This is a genomic window from Chitinophaga filiformis (genome assembly GCF_023100805.1).
Lineage (GTDB): Bacteria > Bacteroidota > Bacteroidia > Chitinophagales > Chitinophagaceae > Chitinophaga > Chitinophaga filiformis_B.
Genome location: NZ_CP095855.1, coordinates 6,871,169 through 6,890,002 on the forward strand (window position 1 = coordinate 6,871,169; position 18,834 = coordinate 6,890,002).

The 18,834-nt window shown below is 47.4% G+C and carries 17 protein-coding genes; 9 read left to right on the forward strand and 8 right to left on the reverse strand.

Annotated features, from left to right (window positions below; translation table 11 throughout):
- Positions 1-72 precede the first annotated feature (72 nt).
- A complete protein-coding gene (locus MYF79_RS26715) occupies positions 73-951 on the forward strand; it encodes a serine hydrolase (protein WP_247810948.1) in 879 nt (292 codons plus the stop codon).
- A 12-nt stretch (positions 952-963) separates the two neighbouring features.
- On the opposite strand, the gene MYF79_RS26720 is transcribed toward MYF79_RS26715, so the two are convergent.
- From MYF79_RS26720 to MYF79_RS26745, 6 genes are all read right to left on the reverse strand, one after another.
- The gene (locus tag MYF79_RS26720; protein ID WP_247810949.1) at positions 964-2,262 is read right to left on the reverse strand and encodes a BamA/TamA family outer membrane protein; all 1,299 of its coding nucleotides are present in this window, start codon (positions 2,260-2,262) and stop codon (positions 964-966) included.
- 120 nt (positions 2,263-2,382) lie between these two features.
- Positions 2,383-2,889, reverse strand: coding sequence for a GNAT family N-acetyltransferase (locus MYF79_RS26725; RefSeq protein WP_247810950.1), 507 nt, complete (start codon positions 2,887-2,889; stop codon positions 2,383-2,385).
- Positions 2,890-2,900: 11 nt separating this feature from the next.
- Complete coding sequence (locus MYF79_RS26730) at positions 2,901-3,335, reverse strand: MarR family winged helix-turn-helix transcriptional regulator (RefSeq protein WP_247810951.1); 435 nt, start codon at positions 3,333-3,335, stop codon at positions 2,901-2,903.
- Positions 3,336-3,588: 253 nt separating this feature from the next.
- The gene (locus MYF79_RS26735) at positions 3,589-3,837 is read right to left on the reverse strand and encodes a hypothetical protein (protein ID WP_247810952.1); all 249 of its coding nucleotides are present in this window, start codon (positions 3,835-3,837) and stop codon (positions 3,589-3,591) included.
- 155 nt (positions 3,838-3,992) lie between these two features.
- On the reverse strand, positions 3,993-4,739 hold the full coding sequence (locus tag MYF79_RS26740; RefSeq protein WP_247810953.1) for a M57 family metalloprotease: 747 nt from the start codon (positions 4,737-4,739) through the stop codon (positions 3,993-3,995).
- A 267-nt stretch (positions 4,740-5,006) separates the two neighbouring features.
- Positions 5,007-5,750 carry an SDR family oxidoreductase gene (locus MYF79_RS26745; RefSeq protein ID WP_247810954.1) on the reverse strand — a complete coding sequence of 248 codons (744 nt, stop codon included), beginning with the start codon at positions 5,748-5,750 and terminating at the stop codon, positions 5,007-5,009.
- Positions 5,751-5,843: 93 nt separating this feature from the next.
- Here MYF79_RS26745 and MYF79_RS26750 point away from each other — a divergent pair, with 93 nt between their 5' ends.
- The 3 genes from MYF79_RS26750 to MYF79_RS26760 all read left to right on the forward strand — a co-directional run bounded on the left by MYF79_RS26750 (position 5,844) and on the right by MYF79_RS26760 (position 8,134).
- Complete coding sequence (locus tag MYF79_RS26750) at positions 5,844-6,413, forward strand: Crp/Fnr family transcriptional regulator (RefSeq protein WP_247810955.1); 570 nt, start codon at positions 5,844-5,846, stop codon at positions 6,411-6,413.
- Positions 6,414-6,516: 103 nt separating this feature from the next.
- A complete protein-coding gene (locus MYF79_RS26755; protein ID WP_247810956.1) occupies positions 6,517-7,251 on the forward strand; it encodes a carboxypeptidase-like regulatory domain-containing protein in 735 nt (244 codons plus the stop codon).
- A 34-nt stretch (positions 7,252-7,285) separates the two neighbouring features.
- Positions 7,286-8,134, forward strand: coding sequence for a helix-turn-helix domain-containing protein (locus tag MYF79_RS26760; protein WP_247810957.1), 849 nt, complete (start codon positions 7,286-7,288; stop codon positions 8,132-8,134).
- A 90-nt stretch (positions 8,135-8,224) separates the two neighbouring features.
- On the opposite strand, the gene MYF79_RS26765 is transcribed toward MYF79_RS26760, so the two are convergent.
- Positions 8,225-8,425 (reverse strand): hypothetical protein, encoded by a 201-nt coding sequence (locus tag MYF79_RS26765; protein ID WP_247810958.1) that lies wholly within the window; start codon positions 8,423-8,425, stop codon positions 8,225-8,227.
- Positions 8,426-8,675: 250 nt separating this feature from the next.
- Between MYF79_RS26765 and MYF79_RS26770 the strand changes: the two genes are divergently transcribed.
- The gene (locus tag MYF79_RS26770; protein ID WP_247810959.1) at positions 8,676-9,419 is read left to right on the forward strand and encodes a lysophospholipid acyltransferase family protein; all 744 of its coding nucleotides are present in this window, start codon (positions 8,676-8,678) and stop codon (positions 9,417-9,419) included.
- A 363-nt stretch (positions 9,420-9,782) separates the two neighbouring features.
- Here MYF79_RS26770 and MYF79_RS26775 read toward each other — a convergent pair whose 3' ends face one another.
- A complete protein-coding gene (locus MYF79_RS26775; RefSeq protein WP_247810960.1) occupies positions 9,783-12,533 on the reverse strand; it encodes a putative LPS assembly protein LptD in 2,751 nt (916 codons plus the stop codon).
- A 238-nt stretch (positions 12,534-12,771) separates the two neighbouring features.
- Between MYF79_RS26775 and MYF79_RS26780 the strand changes: the two genes are divergently transcribed.
- The 4 genes from MYF79_RS26780 (at position 12,772) to nhaA (ending at position 18,830) form a co-directional block, all read left to right on the forward strand.
- Positions 12,772-14,427, forward strand: a complete 1,656-nt coding sequence (locus MYF79_RS26780) for an N-acetylmuramoyl-L-alanine amidase (protein ID WP_247810961.1) — start codon at positions 12,772-12,774, stop codon at positions 14,425-14,427.
- Between the two features lie 217 nt (positions 14,428-14,644).
- Positions 14,645-15,643, forward strand: coding sequence for an MlaD family protein (locus MYF79_RS26785; protein ID WP_247810962.1), 999 nt, complete (start codon positions 14,645-14,647; stop codon positions 15,641-15,643).
- A complete protein-coding gene (locus MYF79_RS26790) occupies positions 15,640-17,694 on the forward strand; it encodes an OstA-like protein (protein ID WP_247810963.1) in 2,055 nt (684 codons plus the stop codon). The genes MYF79_RS26785 and MYF79_RS26790 overlap by 4 nt, the downstream gene beginning before the upstream one ends.
- The gene (gene nhaA, locus MYF79_RS26795; protein ID WP_247810964.1) at positions 17,691-18,830 is read left to right on the forward strand and encodes a Na+/H+ antiporter NhaA; all 1,140 of its coding nucleotides are present in this window, start codon (positions 17,691-17,693) and stop codon (positions 18,828-18,830) included. Before MYF79_RS26790 ends, nhaA begins: the two co-directional genes overlap by 4 nt.
- Positions 18,831-18,834 lie beyond the last annotated feature (4 nt).

Here is an 18,834-nt window from a genome sequence, read left to right on the forward strand (position 1 = left end):
GCGCCAAGGGAAGCTATCTTTTAGGGAAATTTCCGGTACTGTTTTATATCTTAGGGCAAACGTTGATAAACCATGTACCGGTTCTTCATTTTATGCATGTTGCTTCCCACACTGGCATTTTCACAACAGGACCGCAAACTCGAAAAAGGGTTGCGGGAACTCATCGGGGACTTTAAGGGAGACGTAGGCGTCTATGTCAGGAACCTGAAAACCGGCCGCTATGCAGGCATTAATGAAGATACCATCTTCCCCACTGCCAGTATCGTGAAGATCCCCATCCTGGTAGGCGTGTTTGACAAGATCGACAAAGGGGAACTGAAGTACCATCAGCCGCTCATTTACCGGGATTCCATCAAATACGGCGGATCCGGATTAATGCAATTCTTCAAAGACAGTACGGAAACTGAGCTCAGTGTATTGCTGGCATTAATGATGTCTTACAGTGACAATACCACTTCTTTATGGAACCAGGCCCTGGCCGGCGGCGGACAGCGCATCAATGAACTGATGGAACAATACGGTTTGTCCGTCACCAGGGTAAATTCACGTACAGCGGGGCGCGAAGAACTCAGGAACATCTACGGCTGGGGCATGACCACCCCACATGAGATGGCTGAGCTGGTGGTGAAGATCCGCCAGGGAGACATCATCAGCAAGGCTGCATCTGAGCGCATGTACCGGCTGATGACACACGGATATTACGACGAAACAGGTCTTTCGCAGATTCCGCCTTACGTACAGGCTGCCCATAAAACAGGTTCTGTGGACGCTTCAAGGTCTGAAGTCATACTGGTAAATGCACCGCATGGGGACTATGTGTTCTACGTAGGCACAAAGAACAATAAAGACCAGCGCTGGACAGACGAGAACGAAGCAGAAAACCTGATCAGGAAGATATCAAAGTATTTATGGGATTATTTTGAGCCGGCAGGACGCAGAAAGAGGGCCTAGGCCGATTTGGCCTTAAAACGCCTCATTGAGTCCCAGAAAGAACCCTCTGGCCCCATATTTACCCCAGGCATAATCCAGGCAAAGATTGGTACGCGTATGCTTGTTAAACAGTATGCGCAATCCCGCTCCTCCCCCTGGCCGGAATGTCTGGAACAATCTGGTACCTATTTCATCGCTGGCGGTCTGTAAATGGAAGAAAGCGACACCACTGATAAAATTATTCCGCAATATCGGGAACCGGTATTCCACTTCCGAATAGTTGTAGTTCTCGCCCTTGAAATAACCAACCACATATCCCCTTCCACTGCGGGAACCGGGATCTTTAGCTGTACCCGGCAGTTCAAAGTAAGGTATGGCGCCGCTCATCAGGTAAGAGCCCCAGTTCCAGAACGCTATTACGTGCGCCGGGTTCCGGGCAGAAAGACTGAAATACTTCCTGAAATCCGTCGTAAACTGCAATCCGCTCCGTGTACTTCCCAGCCAGGTCTGATTAGCGCGGAAACCAGCGTCTATATACATTCCCTTGTAGGCACGGTTCTGATTATCGCGGGTCGTGTACTGGACATTAAACAGTAACCCGTTGGCCATATAGTGATCTCTCGGAAATCCATGCCGGTCGCTGTAAATATTGAAAGGTGTGAGGTCGGTGGTCGTATCACGGTTCTTGAGCGCCCGTCTGATATCGAACGACACGCCCAGTCCCACGAAAAGGTTCTTACTGACCTCCTTATATACCTTTTCCCTGAAGTTGTAAAATTGCCCCTTCACCGCACGCGGCTTGCGTGCTGCATTGGCGAGCATGATATCTGCTTCGCTTTTCCCTCCTTCATTGGCTATACCCAGCCCAAAATCGGGCGTCACTGTTTTGGCGGCCACCAGGCTCCCCTGCAGGTTCCACTTGTTCCCGGGAGTATACACATTGTGAGAGATGTAGAAATAAATAATTCCTTTGGTAGTAATAGAGGCAGATGTTGCCGCTACTGAAAGCAGGGTGTTGGGATCGCCACCTAGTTTTCTCCCCGCAACGGCCTTGATCCCGATCTGTGAACCAATACTGGGATTAGAGGCCACATTAGGGATGATAATGATCCCCGAACGTGTTTTCGGCGGTCCGGGCTGTCGCTTCGGATGCAGGATATATGTGGCCAGGTCTCCAAGATCAAATTGCCTTAACAGGTTTTCCTCCGCTTGTCTTTGAGCCGGCGGCGGTAAGGAATCCCGCTTTAATGTGTCTGCAGGCGGTTGCACCTGGCTATAAACAGTCCCATGAATAATAACAAAGGATGTTAATAGTATGATTCGCCATAGCATATGTATGCGTTCACTTATCCGGATATGGTTTCCTCTACGGTTTAGCAAAGCTTGAGTTGTTTTGTCTACAGGTAGGATCAAAACAAATTTCAAACCAAGTATGCGAATGCTTCTGTTCGGTTAATACACCATTTCCATATCATACCTCCTTTCCACCAGTTCCTTATCAAACGCATCTGACCTCTTCTCTTCCGTCAATCTGAAGCCATACCTTGTATACAAAGCAATCGCCTCCTCCTGTTCATTGGTCGTCCACAGATATGCTTTGGTAATTCCAATCTCTTTCATATAACTGATAAATTCATTCATCAGTTTCTTCCCCAATCCTATTCCCCTGTATTCCGGTAAGAAAATGAAATAACGCAACTGCACACTATCTACCCTGTTCAATCCCATCAGGAAACCGATGATCTTAGCTTCATGCTCACAGATCCATATCCTGTCCTTTGCAGGATCATACCGGTGGGCGAATTCGCCCAAACCATCCAGTACATACCCTTCGAAATTAAGTCCATACCCGCGTTCCTTTGCATACAATAATCCATGCAGATACGCAACATAGCCAAGATCTCCCGGCAACAGCTCGTTACGCAGGCTGATATCATTTAAACTCATCGTAGTTGTCATAGCATTCCCTGTTATTTGTGTTGTAATATCTCCTGTATTGCTTTCATATGATCTACCAGTTCCTGCTGCCTGCCGGCGGACAGGTTGCTGATCAGCCCATCTATCTGTTCATCTGACGCCTTGTTAAGGGTTTTGAATACTTTCAGGCCTTTTTCCGTCAGGGAGATCAACGATGCTCTAGCATCTTCCTCAGATGGCATTTTCCATATCAGTTCTTCTTTTTCCAGTTTCTTCAGAATACGGCTTAAATAACTCTTATCAATATGCATAGCTGTCATGATCTGGGATGCCTGCACACTTTTACCTGTATATATTTCATACATGGTACGTACTTCCGACAGCGAGTAAGCACTGTTCAGCAGATGTGCGTCCAGCAGGCCGATAATATCTGTATAGAAACGGTTGAACGCACGGATCTCCCGGACCGCAGTTTTAGTGTCCTTCATATTTAATGCTTGTAAGTTATCAGTGAATTCAATGCGAATATAGCATATTTAGTGGACAAAGTCCACCATTTAGCATTAAAATAAATTTATGGGAAGAAGATCGGGGACCTTAACTGGGCAGACGCGTATTTCATGAAAAGTGGCAATCCGTAACTGTTTTACCGCGATATTAGCAATTACCGAATGAATGCCATGCCTCGCTCAGGTGAATGTGCATTGTACCTCGGTAACTATTACAGCAATAGCCTGTTACTCAGCATTCAGAATAATCCGCAGAGAACGTACCATTCACTGCATACAATTTGTCAATCCTGATCTCTGTCTGATCTTCCAGCTTTAACCACTGATGACCATCCCGCTCAAATATGCTCTCAATAAGACCGTTGGCACGGGTCACTCCATTGTCATCATAAAGAATTGCCGCCTTTTCTTTCTTCTCGAAAAGGTCTTTCACTATAGGGTAAAAAGTACCGCCGGTAGGAATTGTTTCTCTCGTGTCCATGGTAAATTGTTTTACATACCAAAGTTACAGGTTACTCTCTTCATTTACAACGATCCATAAAAAGCAGCGGTGGCGTATCAAGTCACATGCTTTTACCTATAATGAGAAAAGCCGCTTATACAGCGGCTTTCACACATATTCAATTGTTTATGTTATCAGGGGTATAAAGCCGCTGCTGCCTGTTTGTCTTTTGTAGAAAGCGTTGTTGCGCCGCTGCCACACTGTCCTCCGTTCATCAGAGAGGAAGCATCAGTGCCTCCTACACCAGGAACAGGTGTAGCGCTGGACTCGCCGATGGCAGACCAGTTGGTATGCCGGAAAGACACGTTGTGTCCCATTTCATGGCAGATAGTACGTGCACGCTGTGCAAAACTGTTGCCTGCTATCTGCGCCTTGTTGATCCTGATGGTGCTACCTGCCCTGCCGCCGGAAGGGAAAGTACCCTGTCCGCATACACCAGACCCCAGGTTACTGTCTACAATCAGTACATCGTAACTACCGGAAGTAACCACCGTCCAGTTAATAGAGCAATTAGCTACTCCATTCCACTGTGAAACAGCAGAGTTAATTTCCGACAACATGGAAATCATGGAAGCGTCTACCATCAGGCGGATGTTTGTTACATTGGATGCCGATACCAGGCTTCCGGTATAGTACTGCTCTGCTCGTACTTTTCCGGCAGGTACTTCCATATTTTTAGGGAAGATAATGTCTTCTTCAACAATAAATTCATTTGCGTTTTCAACAATCCTGTCTGATGGGAATCCCAGGTCATGGATGTAGGCCAGTACTTTTTTGGCGTTGTCATATTCTGTTTGCGGATCGCCTGGTCCTTCGGCCGATTTCTTACAGGCTGCAAAACAAATGATCAACAGCAATAGGGGGAATAGCATGTTCTTCATGTTTCTTTTGGGTTTTAATGTGAAAGATTAGGGTAGAATAAAGACGGTATACAATAGTGCTCTCAGTACTTATTACAGGACTATAAAAAAGGATTTAGATTTTGGTTGACAGATTCGGGTTTTAACAATAATACAAATTTTTCCTGATGATCAAAAGACTTTTATTATCCGCCTGTGGCAGCATCTCAGTAGAAATTATTACCGGCCGGTAATGTTATATATCAGGTACATTTCCAGGATAGAAAAAAAGTAAAAAGGGCGGCATGATCAGATCAATACCGCACCGCCATCAACAGTTAATATCTGCCCGGTGGCAAACTGTTGTTTCATCATATACACAAACGCCTGGGCAATATCTTCGGCCTCTCCTATACGTTTTACCGGCAGGGCTGCCCCCACAGAAGTATACAGGTTATTGCGGTCTTCTGCTGACATGCTGTTCCACAGGTTGGTCCTGATCACGCCCGGCGATACCTGGTTCACACGGATGGGCGCCAGCTCGACAGCCATAGCCCTGGTAAAGCCTTCCATGGCGCCACAGATGCTGGCGGCTATCCCCCACCCTGCCTGGGGCCGCGGACTGGCAATACCTCCAACAAGGTTGATGGAACCTCCTTTGTTGATATATGGTGCGCTATACTTCACCGCCGCCAAAGCACCCCAATAACGCAGGTTAAAAAAAGCATGCGCCTGCTCCAGATTGGTGTCGCTGATGTTGTTCAATACAAGGTTTTCACCGGCAGTATATACCAGGTGATCAAAGTTCCCTGCCTTTTCAAAGAAGGACTGAATGTTCTCTTCCCGGGCCAGGTCTATGGCATACCCTTCACAGCCTGCCGGCAGCCTGGTCAGCGCCTCATTAATACGTTGCTGATTGCCGGATACAATGACAACTTTTGCGCCTTCCGCCGCAGCAGCAATTGCCGTTGCCAGTCCAAGTCCGGAACTACCGCCTAATACAATTACCCGCTTTCCTGTTAATGCCGTTTTGTTTGTTTGTTGACTTTCCATGATTCGTTGTTTTGATATGTCAAAGGTCGGAAGCCGGCAACGGGGACTTTTTAACAAATGGTAAAAAACAATTTCAATTCCGATATTTGTTACATGGACAATCAGCTGCTTCATCACCTGCAATTGGGCAAACTACTGTCTGAAAGCGATCTGGCTATCATCCTGGATACTTTCGAACAGCGCACGTATAAAGAGGGGGCCACATTATTTCAATCAGCACACATCTGCCGGCAACTGTTCTTTGTATGTAAGGGCATACTCCGGATACTGGCACAAAATGAAAACGGCAATGAAGTAACACACTACTTTATCGGTGAAAACCGCTTCTGTACTATCCTGAACAGTTTCATTAACCAGGTGGTAGCACACGAAACGATCCAGGCGGCCTGCGATGCGGAAGTGCTATGCATAGACCGGGCGGCCCTTATGGATCTGTACGGGAAATACCCCGCGCTGAAGACGGCCATCGACCAGTCCATACAAAAGACGCTGCTGGAAAAGATAAACACGCGTAATGCCTATCTGGGTTATGATTCCAGCGAGCGATACCGTTTGTTCGTCGAACGGCAGCCAGACATCGCCAGGAGGGTACCACTAGGTGATATTGCCTCTTACCTGGGCATCACGCCCCAGTCCCTCAGCCGGATCAGGAGGAAGCAGTAGCCATCCGTCTGTCCTTTCCAGGCGCCCGTTCATCTAAAATGAAATGTTAATATATTCCCCCGCTCTTGCTTATATATTACTCCTGTCTTAGATTGGTCCCGAAATGAATACTAATAGCCTCTTCCTGAAAACAGCCCTGTTTGTGGTATTGGTCCTGCTGGCCGGGATAAGCAAAGCGCAGGTCCGTACTGTCTACGGAACGGTATATGAACGTTCGGCCCGTTACGGACTGCCGGGTGTAAGCGTCATGAGTACCTCCGGCGCGGGCGCCGTTACAGATTCCCTGGGGCGCTATACTATTAAACTGCCGCTCACAGACTCTATCAGCTTTTCTTACCTGGGAAAGGCCACGATGAAGATCCCGGTAAAAGAGGCGCCCCTCAACCGTGCTTTCGATATGCGCCTGCATGTGGATATCACTACACTACCCACCGTCGAGATACATGAGAAAAGGAAAAGCTATCAGTTAGACTCAATAGCCAACCGGGAGGAATACCGCAAGGTATTTGACTTTTCACCGGAATACATCTCCACCGCTGCCGGTGGTGTGGGCGTTAACCTGGATGCCCTCTTCAGCATGAGAAAGATCAAAAGAATGGAGGCCTTCAGAGAACATCTCATAGAGCTGGAACAAGAGAAATATGTAGACTACCGCTTCAACAAGACCCTGATACAAAAACTGACAGGCCTGCAATCGCCCGCCCTCGATAGTTTTATGGTGGAATACCGGCCTTCATACTACATGTTACAGAGCTTTGACACTGAATACGAATACTACAAATACATCCGCGACTCAGGCAATTATTTTCAACAGGTATGGAAGCAGGATCATCCTTAATTATAACGTAACTTACGATAGTTAGAATGATCGCATGAAACTAGTAATTAAAGACCCGGTGTCCGGCGGCACACTATTGCTGTTTAAAAATGAAGAGAACTTTGACCGCCTGTACTATGGTCGCGACAGAGACACCAAATATTTCACCATTGCCTGGAATGCAGGCGAAACACAGACAGTCACGATAGACGGTGAGGAACACGTCTTTAAATCGCATACCATCCTGGCGCTGATGTTCAACCAGAGCTTTCAATTTGAACGTCCCACAGATATCGTAGCCTGGCAGTTTAACCGTGAGTTTTATTGCATCGTCGATCACGACAGGGAAGTGAGCTGTGTAGGGTTCATCTTTGGAATAGATAAGCTCTTCATCACCCTGGATCCTGATACACAGCAAAGACTGGAGCTCATGCTGGATATTTTCGTACTGGAAATGAATACAGTGGATAATATCCAGAATGACATGCTGCTGATGTTGCTGAAGCGGCTTATTATCACCATTACCCAACTCGCCACATCAACATACATTCCGGATAAAAAGCTGCAACAGGACAGCCGTTTTCATATTATCAGGAAGTTCAACCTGCTGGTGGAAGAACATTTCAGGACGGAACATTCAGTGAGCTATTATGCACAACTGTTAAATAAGTCGCCCAAAACACTGTCCAATCTCTTCGCTCTTTTTAATCAGAAAACACCAACGCAGATCATCCAGGAAAGGATCATTATTGAAGCAAAAAGACTATTACGTTTCACTAATAAGTCGCCCAAGCAGATTACGTTTGAACTGGGCTTTGAAGATCCTGCCTATTTCTCCAATTTCTTTAAAAAGCACACCAACGCAACGCCACTTGAATTCAGGAATGCAAAGGTGGAAGAATAAAAACGGATCCGCATACATTAACATACGGATCCGGGGTTGTGTCCGGCTTGGAACGCGGACACATACTCCAGTGCCACTACTTTCGGATGATTACCTGCTGGACAATAAAGAGAAAATGCTCATTCCTGCGGGCAGCGCTCCATGTTTTGCTGCTATGAGCTGTATCCGGTGTTTCGCGCCATATGCAACACCGGATGCTTCGTCATCAGCAGTGCTGCTACTATTTATGACGACAGCGCCATACTTCTTTACATTCTCATTTATCAAAGCGGGAGTAGCGTCTTTATTCATGGTTCTTTTTTTTGCGTTGAACAATACAAAGGTGCGATAAGAGGCGGGCCACGGTATTGCGGATATTTCCCGAAGGATTGCTATTTTTCAGCTTCCGCAAAAAGGGCATCCGGAAAGCAGCCTGTGGCAGATTAGCCGAAGGAAACACTGTTTTGCAATAGCAGATTATAAATCAGGGCTTGCTATATATTGTAGATTCTAACTATATTTATATACTGAAAAAAGGGACTAAGAATAACTTCTACAGATTATGAAATGGCTAAAGAATCTCCTGGCCAGGTTGTATGCCGCTTATGCATTGATCCTGTTTATCTGTACTATGCTGATCATGCTCCTGCCTATGTGGTTGGTGTCGCTGCTGCCTTCCCCCCGCAATATCCGTTATTTTATGGCCCTGGGACGCGGCTGGATGCATGTTTATATGCCACTGATATTTTGTCCTGTGCGCAGAAAGGGAATGGAGCATTTTAAATCAAAGGAGCCCTACATCATCGTTTGTAACCACAACTCGATGATGGACATTCCTACCACTGCCTATGCCATTCCGGCCGGTAACAAAAGCCTGGGCAAAAAGGAGATGGAAAAAACGCCCATCTTTGGCATCATGTACAAGGTGGGTACGGTGCTGGTAGACAGAACCAGTCCGGAAAGCCGTAAAAGAAGCATACAGGAAATGAAGGAAGTACTGCAGGAGGGAGTGCACATGCTGTTATATCCCGAGGGCACCCGTAATAAAACGGATGAGCCCCTCAAATTCTTTTACGATGGCGCCTTTACCCTGTCCATTGAAACAGGGAAACCCATTCTCCCGGCGGTCATTTTTAACACCCGCAGGATATTACCACCGGGCAAGATCTTTTATGCCCTTCCTCATGCCATAGATATCCATTTTCTGCCTCCTGTATACCCGGATGGACTTACCCTTGCCGATACGGAATCATTGAAAGAAAGGGTATTTAAAACGATGTGGGAACATATTGAACAACACCGGTAACAGGGACCGGCACAGGACTTTCTGAGGGAACATATTCGCCTGGAATAGTATGGAGATTCGGTGGGAGCTTCTACCTACAGGCTCTTTACTATAGCATTTCAGGCACTGTTCTATAGCGAACGCTATAGAATAGTAGGGAAAATGCAGGACTGTAGCGCCTATAGGTAGGAACCGGTAGTATAGTCGAAGCGAATCTCAAGCGAATACATAGCGGATCCCCGATACTGCGGCATTTTTGAACCTGGTTTTTCGGGAGATGCGTCTGGTATGCGTCTGGTATACGTCTGGTATGCGTCTGGTATACGCCTGGTCCTCAGGTGCGGGCCACCGGCATCCATGAACTGATGCCGGCCCTAAACGACGTTATAAATCGTAGAACGTTCGTGACCGGTTGAGGCGGAGGTCACGAAGAATACCTGATTTAGGACTGATGGTAATACTGAACTGACGGTAGGTACCGATCGGGATCAGGTTAATTGACATCTGCCAGCAGTGGAGGTCGCGGGAAATATACACATTCGTATAGGCCAGCTTATTCTCCACGAAGTTATAACCACTGTTCACCCCGATCTTCCATTTAGGCGTCAGGCTGAAGTCTCCGTTAAAGGAGAGATACTGGTTAATGTTGATCACCACACCTCCCGAATCAGGAATGATACCTTTGGTGTAGGTCAGGCTATAGGAAAGGTCCAGCTTCCAGGGGATGTCAAAATCCACATATTCACCCGGGTTCTTTCTAATGGCCTGCAGCTGACGCTGTTGTGCCTGGAAGGCAGCATCGGTGCTCTGCTCATTTTCAAGCTTCTGGAGCTCCTGTTCTTTTTGTTTGCTCTTCTTGTCGGACGACTGGAAAGAGGTGCTCAATGCAATATTGGCACTGGTAAGGCGGCCAATACTGAATTGTCCTTCCTGCCACACGAATCTTTCTAATCTCCTTCCCCTGGAGTTCACCGCATATGGATCAATGGTACCGCCCGCTGTGATATTCAGTTTATCAAAGAGGTTGGTACGGGCATAAATGTTAAAAGTCGACAATTTAAAGCTGTCTGCCAGGAAGTTGTAGGAGCCATTGATCCCAAAACCGTCCAGCAGCTTGATCTTTTTCTCTTTATTGGCAGAGGTATCTTTTTTGGAGAACACCTTCATTTCCAGGTTGTTATCCAGGCCAAAGGAAATAGACGCCGCCCTTCCCTCCGAAGGCACACCTACGGAAGAGCTGGTGAAATAGGACTGTCTTACTTTCTGGCTATCCCTGGTGTAATAAAGGTCATAGTAAGCATTCTTTGCAAGGTCCGGCGCGAAGGTGGCGCTGACGGTTGGCCGCATAACATGCCTGATAGCCTTGATCTTTGAATTCTTGCCAAATTGGTACATACCATACAAGGCCGTAGACAGCGATACGCCGGTGCTGGCCTGTCTGGCAGCGTAAAACCCTGACTGATAGGTGGTATCTATACCTCCCAGTGAGTCGATACTGATACGCTTATTCGGATTCCATGCCCTGATCGTTTTCTTGGTAAACCAATATTCCGAATAGCTGATTGACGGAGAAAAAGTGAAATTTTTAAATACCGGTATGGAGAATGAGATCGGGATCGCATGTCTTACACCGGACTGTAAAGCGTCAAACATCTTTGACTTACCGAATACAGAATCCTTGAAGGTCACACTGTTATTCAGTGTACCATTATAGCCTATCCCCAGTTTGTGGTACCATTTTGCCCTGCCTACCAGTTCTTTCGGCTGGAAAGGATAGATGGTATTCACCGTAAAGGTGGCAGAAGGGAATGATATATTAACATCACGCGTGGTCAGGTTCTGCGAGTGGGTAAGGCTGGAGGTAAAGTTGAACGGCTTTCCCTGCCAGCTTTTTGAGAAACTGATGGACGATCCTAAGTTATTATTCACACGGGATGCGTAATCATACACGTTGAAGGTATTATACTTGGAGGTACCAAAGTTTACGCTGGCCCCGAAAGTAACGCCGGGACGCGCCTTACTGTCCATACTGTGGTTCCACATCACGCGGAAGTCACGCGAGCGGCTAAACTCAGTTTTAACTGCCGGGTCGCCGAAACGGGTATTGGAGAAGCTCAGCGTCATACCACCATTATAATGGTAGCGTTTCCGGTAGGTGGGGCTGGCTGTGAGGGCCCAGCTACCGTAAGAGTAGATCTCGCCACGCAGGGTCAGGTCGAAATTATCGCCCAGACCTACATAATAACCGCCATTCTCCAGGCCCATCCCCTTCTGTGCATTCACAACATAGCCGGGCACCAGGATGCCGGACTGCTGGCCGTGGGTGATAGGGAAGATGGCAAATGGTATAAATAATGGTGTAGGAACGCCTTCGATCTCCAGGTTAGCCGGACCGGATATAACCAGTTTATCCGGTATCACCTTGATCTTACGGGCCCTGAACTGGAAGTGAGGGGTATCCAGGTTACACGTAGTATATCCATTTCTGAAACCGAAAATGCTGTTGTCCGGCTCGCGTTTGGTCTGCTCGCTGGCCACAAAGCCTTCCCCATATTGTGAACGGGTATTGTAGATCTTTGCCCGTTGTGTGGTAATATTATATCTGAGCGTGTCTGAATCGAAGGCTTGCCCATTGTCATCCAGCTGCGGACGGCCATAGGGCTTGCCGGCAGTATCCAGGGCGGTGGTCGCTTCCATGATACCTGTAGCCTGCGTATAATTCATACGTTCAGCAGAAAGGTTCGTCTTTTTGTATTTGGTATTGGCAGTACCATAAAAATAAAAACGTTTATCCGGCACTACGAGAACGATCGAATCCTTAGCTTTATAGGTAATAGGAGCATCCAGGCTATCTTTGGAGAGTTTAGGGACAAACATACTGTCAGTACCTGTATAATCCGTTGACACCGGAATACTGTCGGTCACCTCTTCGGGCGCCGTAACTGGCCTTAATGTTGTATCTTTTCGCCGGGAAGATGTATCAGTTTTAGGGACGGGCACCGTATCTTTTGGCACGCCATCTGTGAAACTTTTGTTAAAACTCCCATAGGTATCTGGCGCGGGAGTTGCGACAGCCGTTATTATGAAGGGAATGGCAATTAATATACCGGCAAAAACCAGGTATATCTGTCGCAAAAACTTTTTATAATTATTTTTGTGATTCAGGTGCATGTGTTAAGCGGGCACAAACCTACATGTTTTTAGACAAATTATTATCAATTGTAAAACGAAAATGAGTGCCAGGCCAAACAAGCATACGGTCATTTATCGCGACCAAAATACGAACGACCGTTTAACGGTCAAAGCAGTGGCTGCGATCTTTGAACAATTTAACATACTACTAACGCCCATAAATTATAATAAAAACTGAGTCATGCGCTGGAACCGATTTTGGATCTTTTTGGGATGTGCCATCTTTTTAGGGACGATCCTTCTTTATGCAACGAACCGAACTGTCATTGGAAAAAAGCAAAATCCTCCCCTCAGAACTATCGTCATTGATCCCGGCCATAGTGCCCAGACTCCCGGAGCCCGGGGTAAATATTCCACCGAAGAGGAAGTTGTACTGGATGTAGCTATGCAGCTGGGAAAGCTGATTGAAGCAAATATGAAGGATGTACGTGTTGTATATACACGTAAAACCAGGAATGCCCTGGGTTCTACCCTTCGTGCCGATCTGAATGAAAGAGCGATCATCGCTAACAGGGAAAAAGGAGATCTTTTTATCTCAATACACTGTAACTCAGCAGGTCCGACCCGCCGGGTTACCGGTTATAAAACCACATACATTAAAAAAGGCAAACGGAAAATACCTGTGAAACGGGCTATCTATGCCACCTCTCCCAGTACCGCCCAGGGTACCGAAACCTATGTATGGGCTACCGGGAAGAACAATGCCAAGACAGAATCGCTGAAAGAGAGCTCTGTGATCATGCTGGACGCCAATTCCGAAGACGCCAACTCCGTGTTGGACATGTCTGATCCTGAAACCTTTATATTATTAAATACCCTCCGCAACGCCTACTTTGACCAGAGCCTCCGCCTTTCTACACTTATTGAAGACGAGTTTTCCAGCGTAGGCCGTATCAGCCGCGGCGCCCGTCAGCGCGATGAAAAGGGCATCTGGGTACTGCAGGCTACCGCCATGCCGAGCGTACTGGTGGAACTGGGCTTCATCAGCAATCCTGAAGAGGAAGATTACCTGAACTCAGCCTCCGGTCAACAGGAAGCTGCCAGCTGTATCTTCAAAGCCATCAAACGCTATAAAGAAGAACTGGGCCGTTACAGCGCTCCGGAAGACCGCCAGGTAACTCCTGCAGCAGAACAGCCTACCATGGAGGCCGCCCCGATCAGCTACAACACGCCAAGATCGAGGAATAACAGCAGGAAACCCGCTGTCAGCACAAAACCACAGGCAAGCAGCAGAACCACTACCCGCCAGGTAGCATCTTCCGCCAGACCAGATGAGGCAGTACGTAAGAATCCATATAAATATGATGTGCAGCTGCTGGTGAGCGATAAGAAATATACCCGGGATGCTGCCATCTTTAATAAACTGCGAGGCACGATCCGGAAAGAGCAGCTGGTAATGAACAGCAGAAAAGTAAATAAATATAAATACATCTGGGGCAGCTTTAAGTCCCAGGCTGAAGCCAATGCTGCTTTGCGACAAGCAAAGCAGCTTGGCTTCAGGAAAGCCACCCTGATGGGCCAGGACAATGAAGAGGTACAGCTGGCTGCTGCCAGGCCGACCGCCAGGCCTGCCGTACCCAAAGTCAGTTTTAAATACGACGTCCAGTTGCTGGTCACCGACAAGCGATACACACGCAGTGCCCCTATTTTCAAGGACTTACGAGGCACAATCGTCCGCGAAACTGTCGTGATCAACCGCAAATCCCTGAATAAATATGTATGGGTGAACTTTAAAACAGAAAAAGAAGCCACCGCTGCACTGAGCAAGGCAAAGAAAGCAGGATTCTGGAACGCCTCCCTCGTATCCGCAGATAACAACCGTATCGCCAGCCGCTAAGCGCCCCTTAAGCCCGACTACCCCGATATTAACCCGATATTCGCCCCTCCCCCATCATTTCCTTTTAATATATTACTTTACTTTTTCTGCTGAAAAGCTGCATATTTGTCTGCCGTTAAAAGAACAGGCCACCGGATTCCATATCCGCAGCGGGGAGCAGAGCATGATTGCCCGCAACCTTTTTTGATTATTTTTGCAGCAACGTATAACGTATTCTATGTTTAAAGTATCGAACGAAACCAAAGTAGGCGTTCTTGCAGCCGTCTCGATTGCTATGCTGATTTTGGGGTTTAATTTGTTAAAGGGTAAAAGCCTTTTTTCAAAAAGTAAGAAAATTTATGCCGTATATACACAGGTAAATGGTCTCCAGCCCTCCAACACTGTACAGGTGAATGGCCTTGTAGTGGGTAGCGTATCAAACCTGGAAATCATGGATAAGAATGCCGGCAGGATATTGGTTGAGCTCAGGATCAACAAAAAAGTCGACATTCCCCAGAACTCTGTAGCCCGTATCGCCAGCGATCTCTTAGGCACCAAAACCGTACAGATCGACTTTGGTAACGCGAATGCCTATCTTGAAGATGGCGATACTATCTATGCCGCTGTAGACGGATCCATTACTGATGCGCTCAAGGAACAGCTAAGCCCCCTGGCGAAAAAGCTGGAAGTAACACTGGGATCTGTAGATTCTGTGCTCCTGACCATCAACTCTATCTTCGACCCGGGTACCAAAGGGAATCTGCGTGAAGCCATCGCTCACCTGAATACCACTATGGGCAATTTCACACGTACATCCGCTTCTCTGAACAGTATGCTGGACCCTCAGCACGGGAACGTAAAAGCTACGTTTGATAACCTGGAATCGCTGACAGCCAACCTGAAAAATAATAACGAGAGGATTAACGCCATCCTGGGCAATGCAGAAAAAACAACTGCCGCCCTGGCCAATGGTCAACTGGATAAAACATTGCTGGAAATGCAGCAAATGGTAGCACGACTGAACGAAACAATTGCCAAATTAAACAGTACGGATGGGTCTATCGGTATGATGCTGAACGACAAGAAAGTATATAATAACCTGCAAAATTCGCTCAATAGCCTGAATAAATTACTGGAAGACCTGCGCGTAAACCCAAAACGTTACGTGCATTTCTCGCTGTTTGGCAAAAAAGCCAAAGTACAGCCCATACCATCTGATACCGCTAAGGCACTATGATCTTGAAAACGCAGCAATTAGTAAAATGCGGGCTTATCCTGGCAGGGCTCTTTCTCGGCAGGCTATTTCCGGCTACCGCGCAGGAGGTACAACCCGCGGGAAAGGACTCAAATAATGTGATCCATATCATTCAGTCTGATAAGCTGAATGTACTGACCAAGGACAGCGTTCAGCTGAACCGGTTTATCGGTAATGCCATTTTCCGCCAGGGGAACACATTATTCTATTGCGATAGTGCATTGATCAACAGGGCATCCAATATACTGGACGCCTACGGTCATATCCATATTAACCAGGCAGACAGTATCCACATCTACGGAGAATACCTTCACTATGAAGGTAATACCAGGATGGCTACCCTGCGTGATAATGCCCGGCTCACCGACGGTAAGGTTACCCTCACCGGCCCTGAGCTCCAATACGACATGAATGCCAGGATCGGTACTTATGTGAAAGGAGGAAAACTCGTCAACGGCAGTAGTGTGCTGACCAGCCAGGAAGGATATTACTATGCAGATACCAAAGACGTATATTTCAATTACAATGTACTGCTGGTAGATCCGGAATACACACTCAGCACAGATACCTTATTATATAATACCCAGACTAAAATAGCTACCATCGTGGCTCCTACTACCATCAATGATGGCAAGACGGTCATGTATGCTACTTCAGGGGAATATAATACCGAAACAGGACAGGGCAATTTCGACAGCAGACCTACTATTGAAGATAGTACGGCCACCATCACAGCCGACAGGATAACGATGGACAAACGCACCGGGCTGGCATATGCCACCGGGAACATGGTCTACCGCGATACCGCGCAGCATATGACCCTCCTGTCCAACTATGGCACTGTTAATCAGACAGAAAAGACCATCCTCGCTACCCAGCATCCACTCATGATACTGGAGCGGGAAAAAGATACGCTCTACCTGGCAGCCGATACGCTGTTTTCCGGCGTACTGAAAAAGGATAGCTTCAGCGTAGCGCCCGTCCGTACTTCGGCCGACAATGAGGAAACCACAGACAGTACATCGATTGTGCCCGACTCGTTGCGCAAACCACTACACGATTCGACAGCCGCTCCGTTGGCAGATACCTCTGCCTTCGCAAAGAAACTGAAGAACGCACTGGCGCCCGGCGATAGCAGCAAATTGATCCCCGCGATGGTAGTACCAAAAGATTCTGCACTGATCACCCTCAAGCCCAATGCAATAGGTGTTCTCAGGGATACAGCCAAAGCAATGGCCATCCTCCGGGATTCTACCCGGGCATTGAAAGCTGACAGTATCGTATTGTCGAAAGATTCCGCCGTGATCGGGCTGAAATCCAAAGCGCTGGCGCTGACGAAAGACTCGCTGCGCCCACAGGCCCCTGCCCTGGCTTTGGAAACAGATACCAGCGCAACAAAAGATACCAGTGAGATCAGGTATATCCGTGCATGGCATCATGTACGCATCTATTCCGATTCCCTGCAGGGCGTAGCAGACAGCATCTATTACTCCAGCAAGGATTCCATCTTCCGCTTCTACAGGAACCCGGTACTGTGGGCGAATGAAACACAGCTCAGTGGCGATACCATTTTCCTGTATACCAAAAACCAGAAGGCAGACAAGTTACTGCTCGATCAGAATGCACTGCTGGTAAAAGAATCTGATCCGCAATTGTACAACCAGATCAAAGGCAACCAGATCACCGGTTATTTTGCAGGTCAGGCCCTGGACTGGATGCATGTGGACGGTAATGCAGAAAGCATCTATTATGTCCGGGACGATGATTCTGCCTATGTCAGCGTGAACAGGACCCTGAGTGGCATCATCAACATTTATTTCAGAGAAGGACAACTACATCATATTTCCTTTATAAAAGACCCGGAGGGAACGATGTATCCTTTCACCCAACGCCCGCTGGACCAGATGCAACTGGAGAATTTCCACTGGGATATCAGACGGAAGCCTAAAAGCAAATATGAGCTGATGGGTACTGTGGGTGAGGCTAAAATAAAAGAAGAACCACCGGTACAAAAAACAGAGGACGAATTTTGATAAAGAGATTATTATCACCCATTTACGAGTTTTTACAGGATAGCCGGGCAGTAGGGATTGTATTGATCATCTGCACGGCTATTTCACTTGTACTCGCTAACTCCTCCTGGCAACAATCTTATGTGGCCAGTTGGGAAACCGTTGTGCATATACCCATCCCACAGCTCCATCTGCCGCATACCATCCTTCACTGGATCAACGACGGACTGATGGTGCCTTTCTTCTTCCTGGTAGGAATGGAGATCAAAAGAGAGGTGACTATCGGGGAATTATCGTCCCTCCGCCAGTCCATGCTGCCCATACTGGCTGCCCTTGGCGGAATGGTTTGTCCGGCGCTGATCTTTACCCTGTTTAATGGAGGTACACCGTTCGCAAATGGCTGGGGTATTCCAATGGCGACTGATATCGCATTCTCGCTGGGTATTCTTTCACTGCTGGGTAACAGGGTGCCGCTTTCACTGAAGATCTTTCTGACAGCACTGGCCATCATTGACGATCTGGGCGCTATTCTTACCATCGCGGTTTTCTATACAGCAGGCATACAAGTGGGGTATCTGCTGGCTGCAGGCCTTATGCTTGTCTTGCTGATTGTGCTGAACCTTTGTAAGGTACGGAAGCTCTGGTGCTATTTTATTCCCGGCATTATACTCTGGTATTGCATTTATAATTCCGGTATCCATGCCACCATCGCGGGCGTATTGCTGGCAGCCTGTATACCGTTGTCAAAGGTCTCCCGGCTGATCCACTGGTTGCACGATCCTGTCAATTTTGTGATCATGCCCATTTTTGCACTATCCAATACGGCTATAGTATTTCCGCCGGATATGCTCCATACATTCAACAGCAGCATCAGTTATGGCATACTGGCCGGGTTGGTGCTGGGTAAACCACTGGGGATCTTTCTTTTCTCTTATATAGCCACACGGCTTAAACTGGCAGCCCTGCCGGAGGGAGCAACCTGGGTCCAGATGGTTGGTATCGGGGTCATTGCCGGCATTGGTTTCACCATGTCAATATTTATTTCGACCCTGGCCTACTCCCGGGAAGAGTGGCAGATAATCTCCAAAATAGCCGTCATTGCTGCATCTTTGCTTGCCGGCATCGTCGGTTATTGCTATCTGAGGTTATCAAAATGACCAG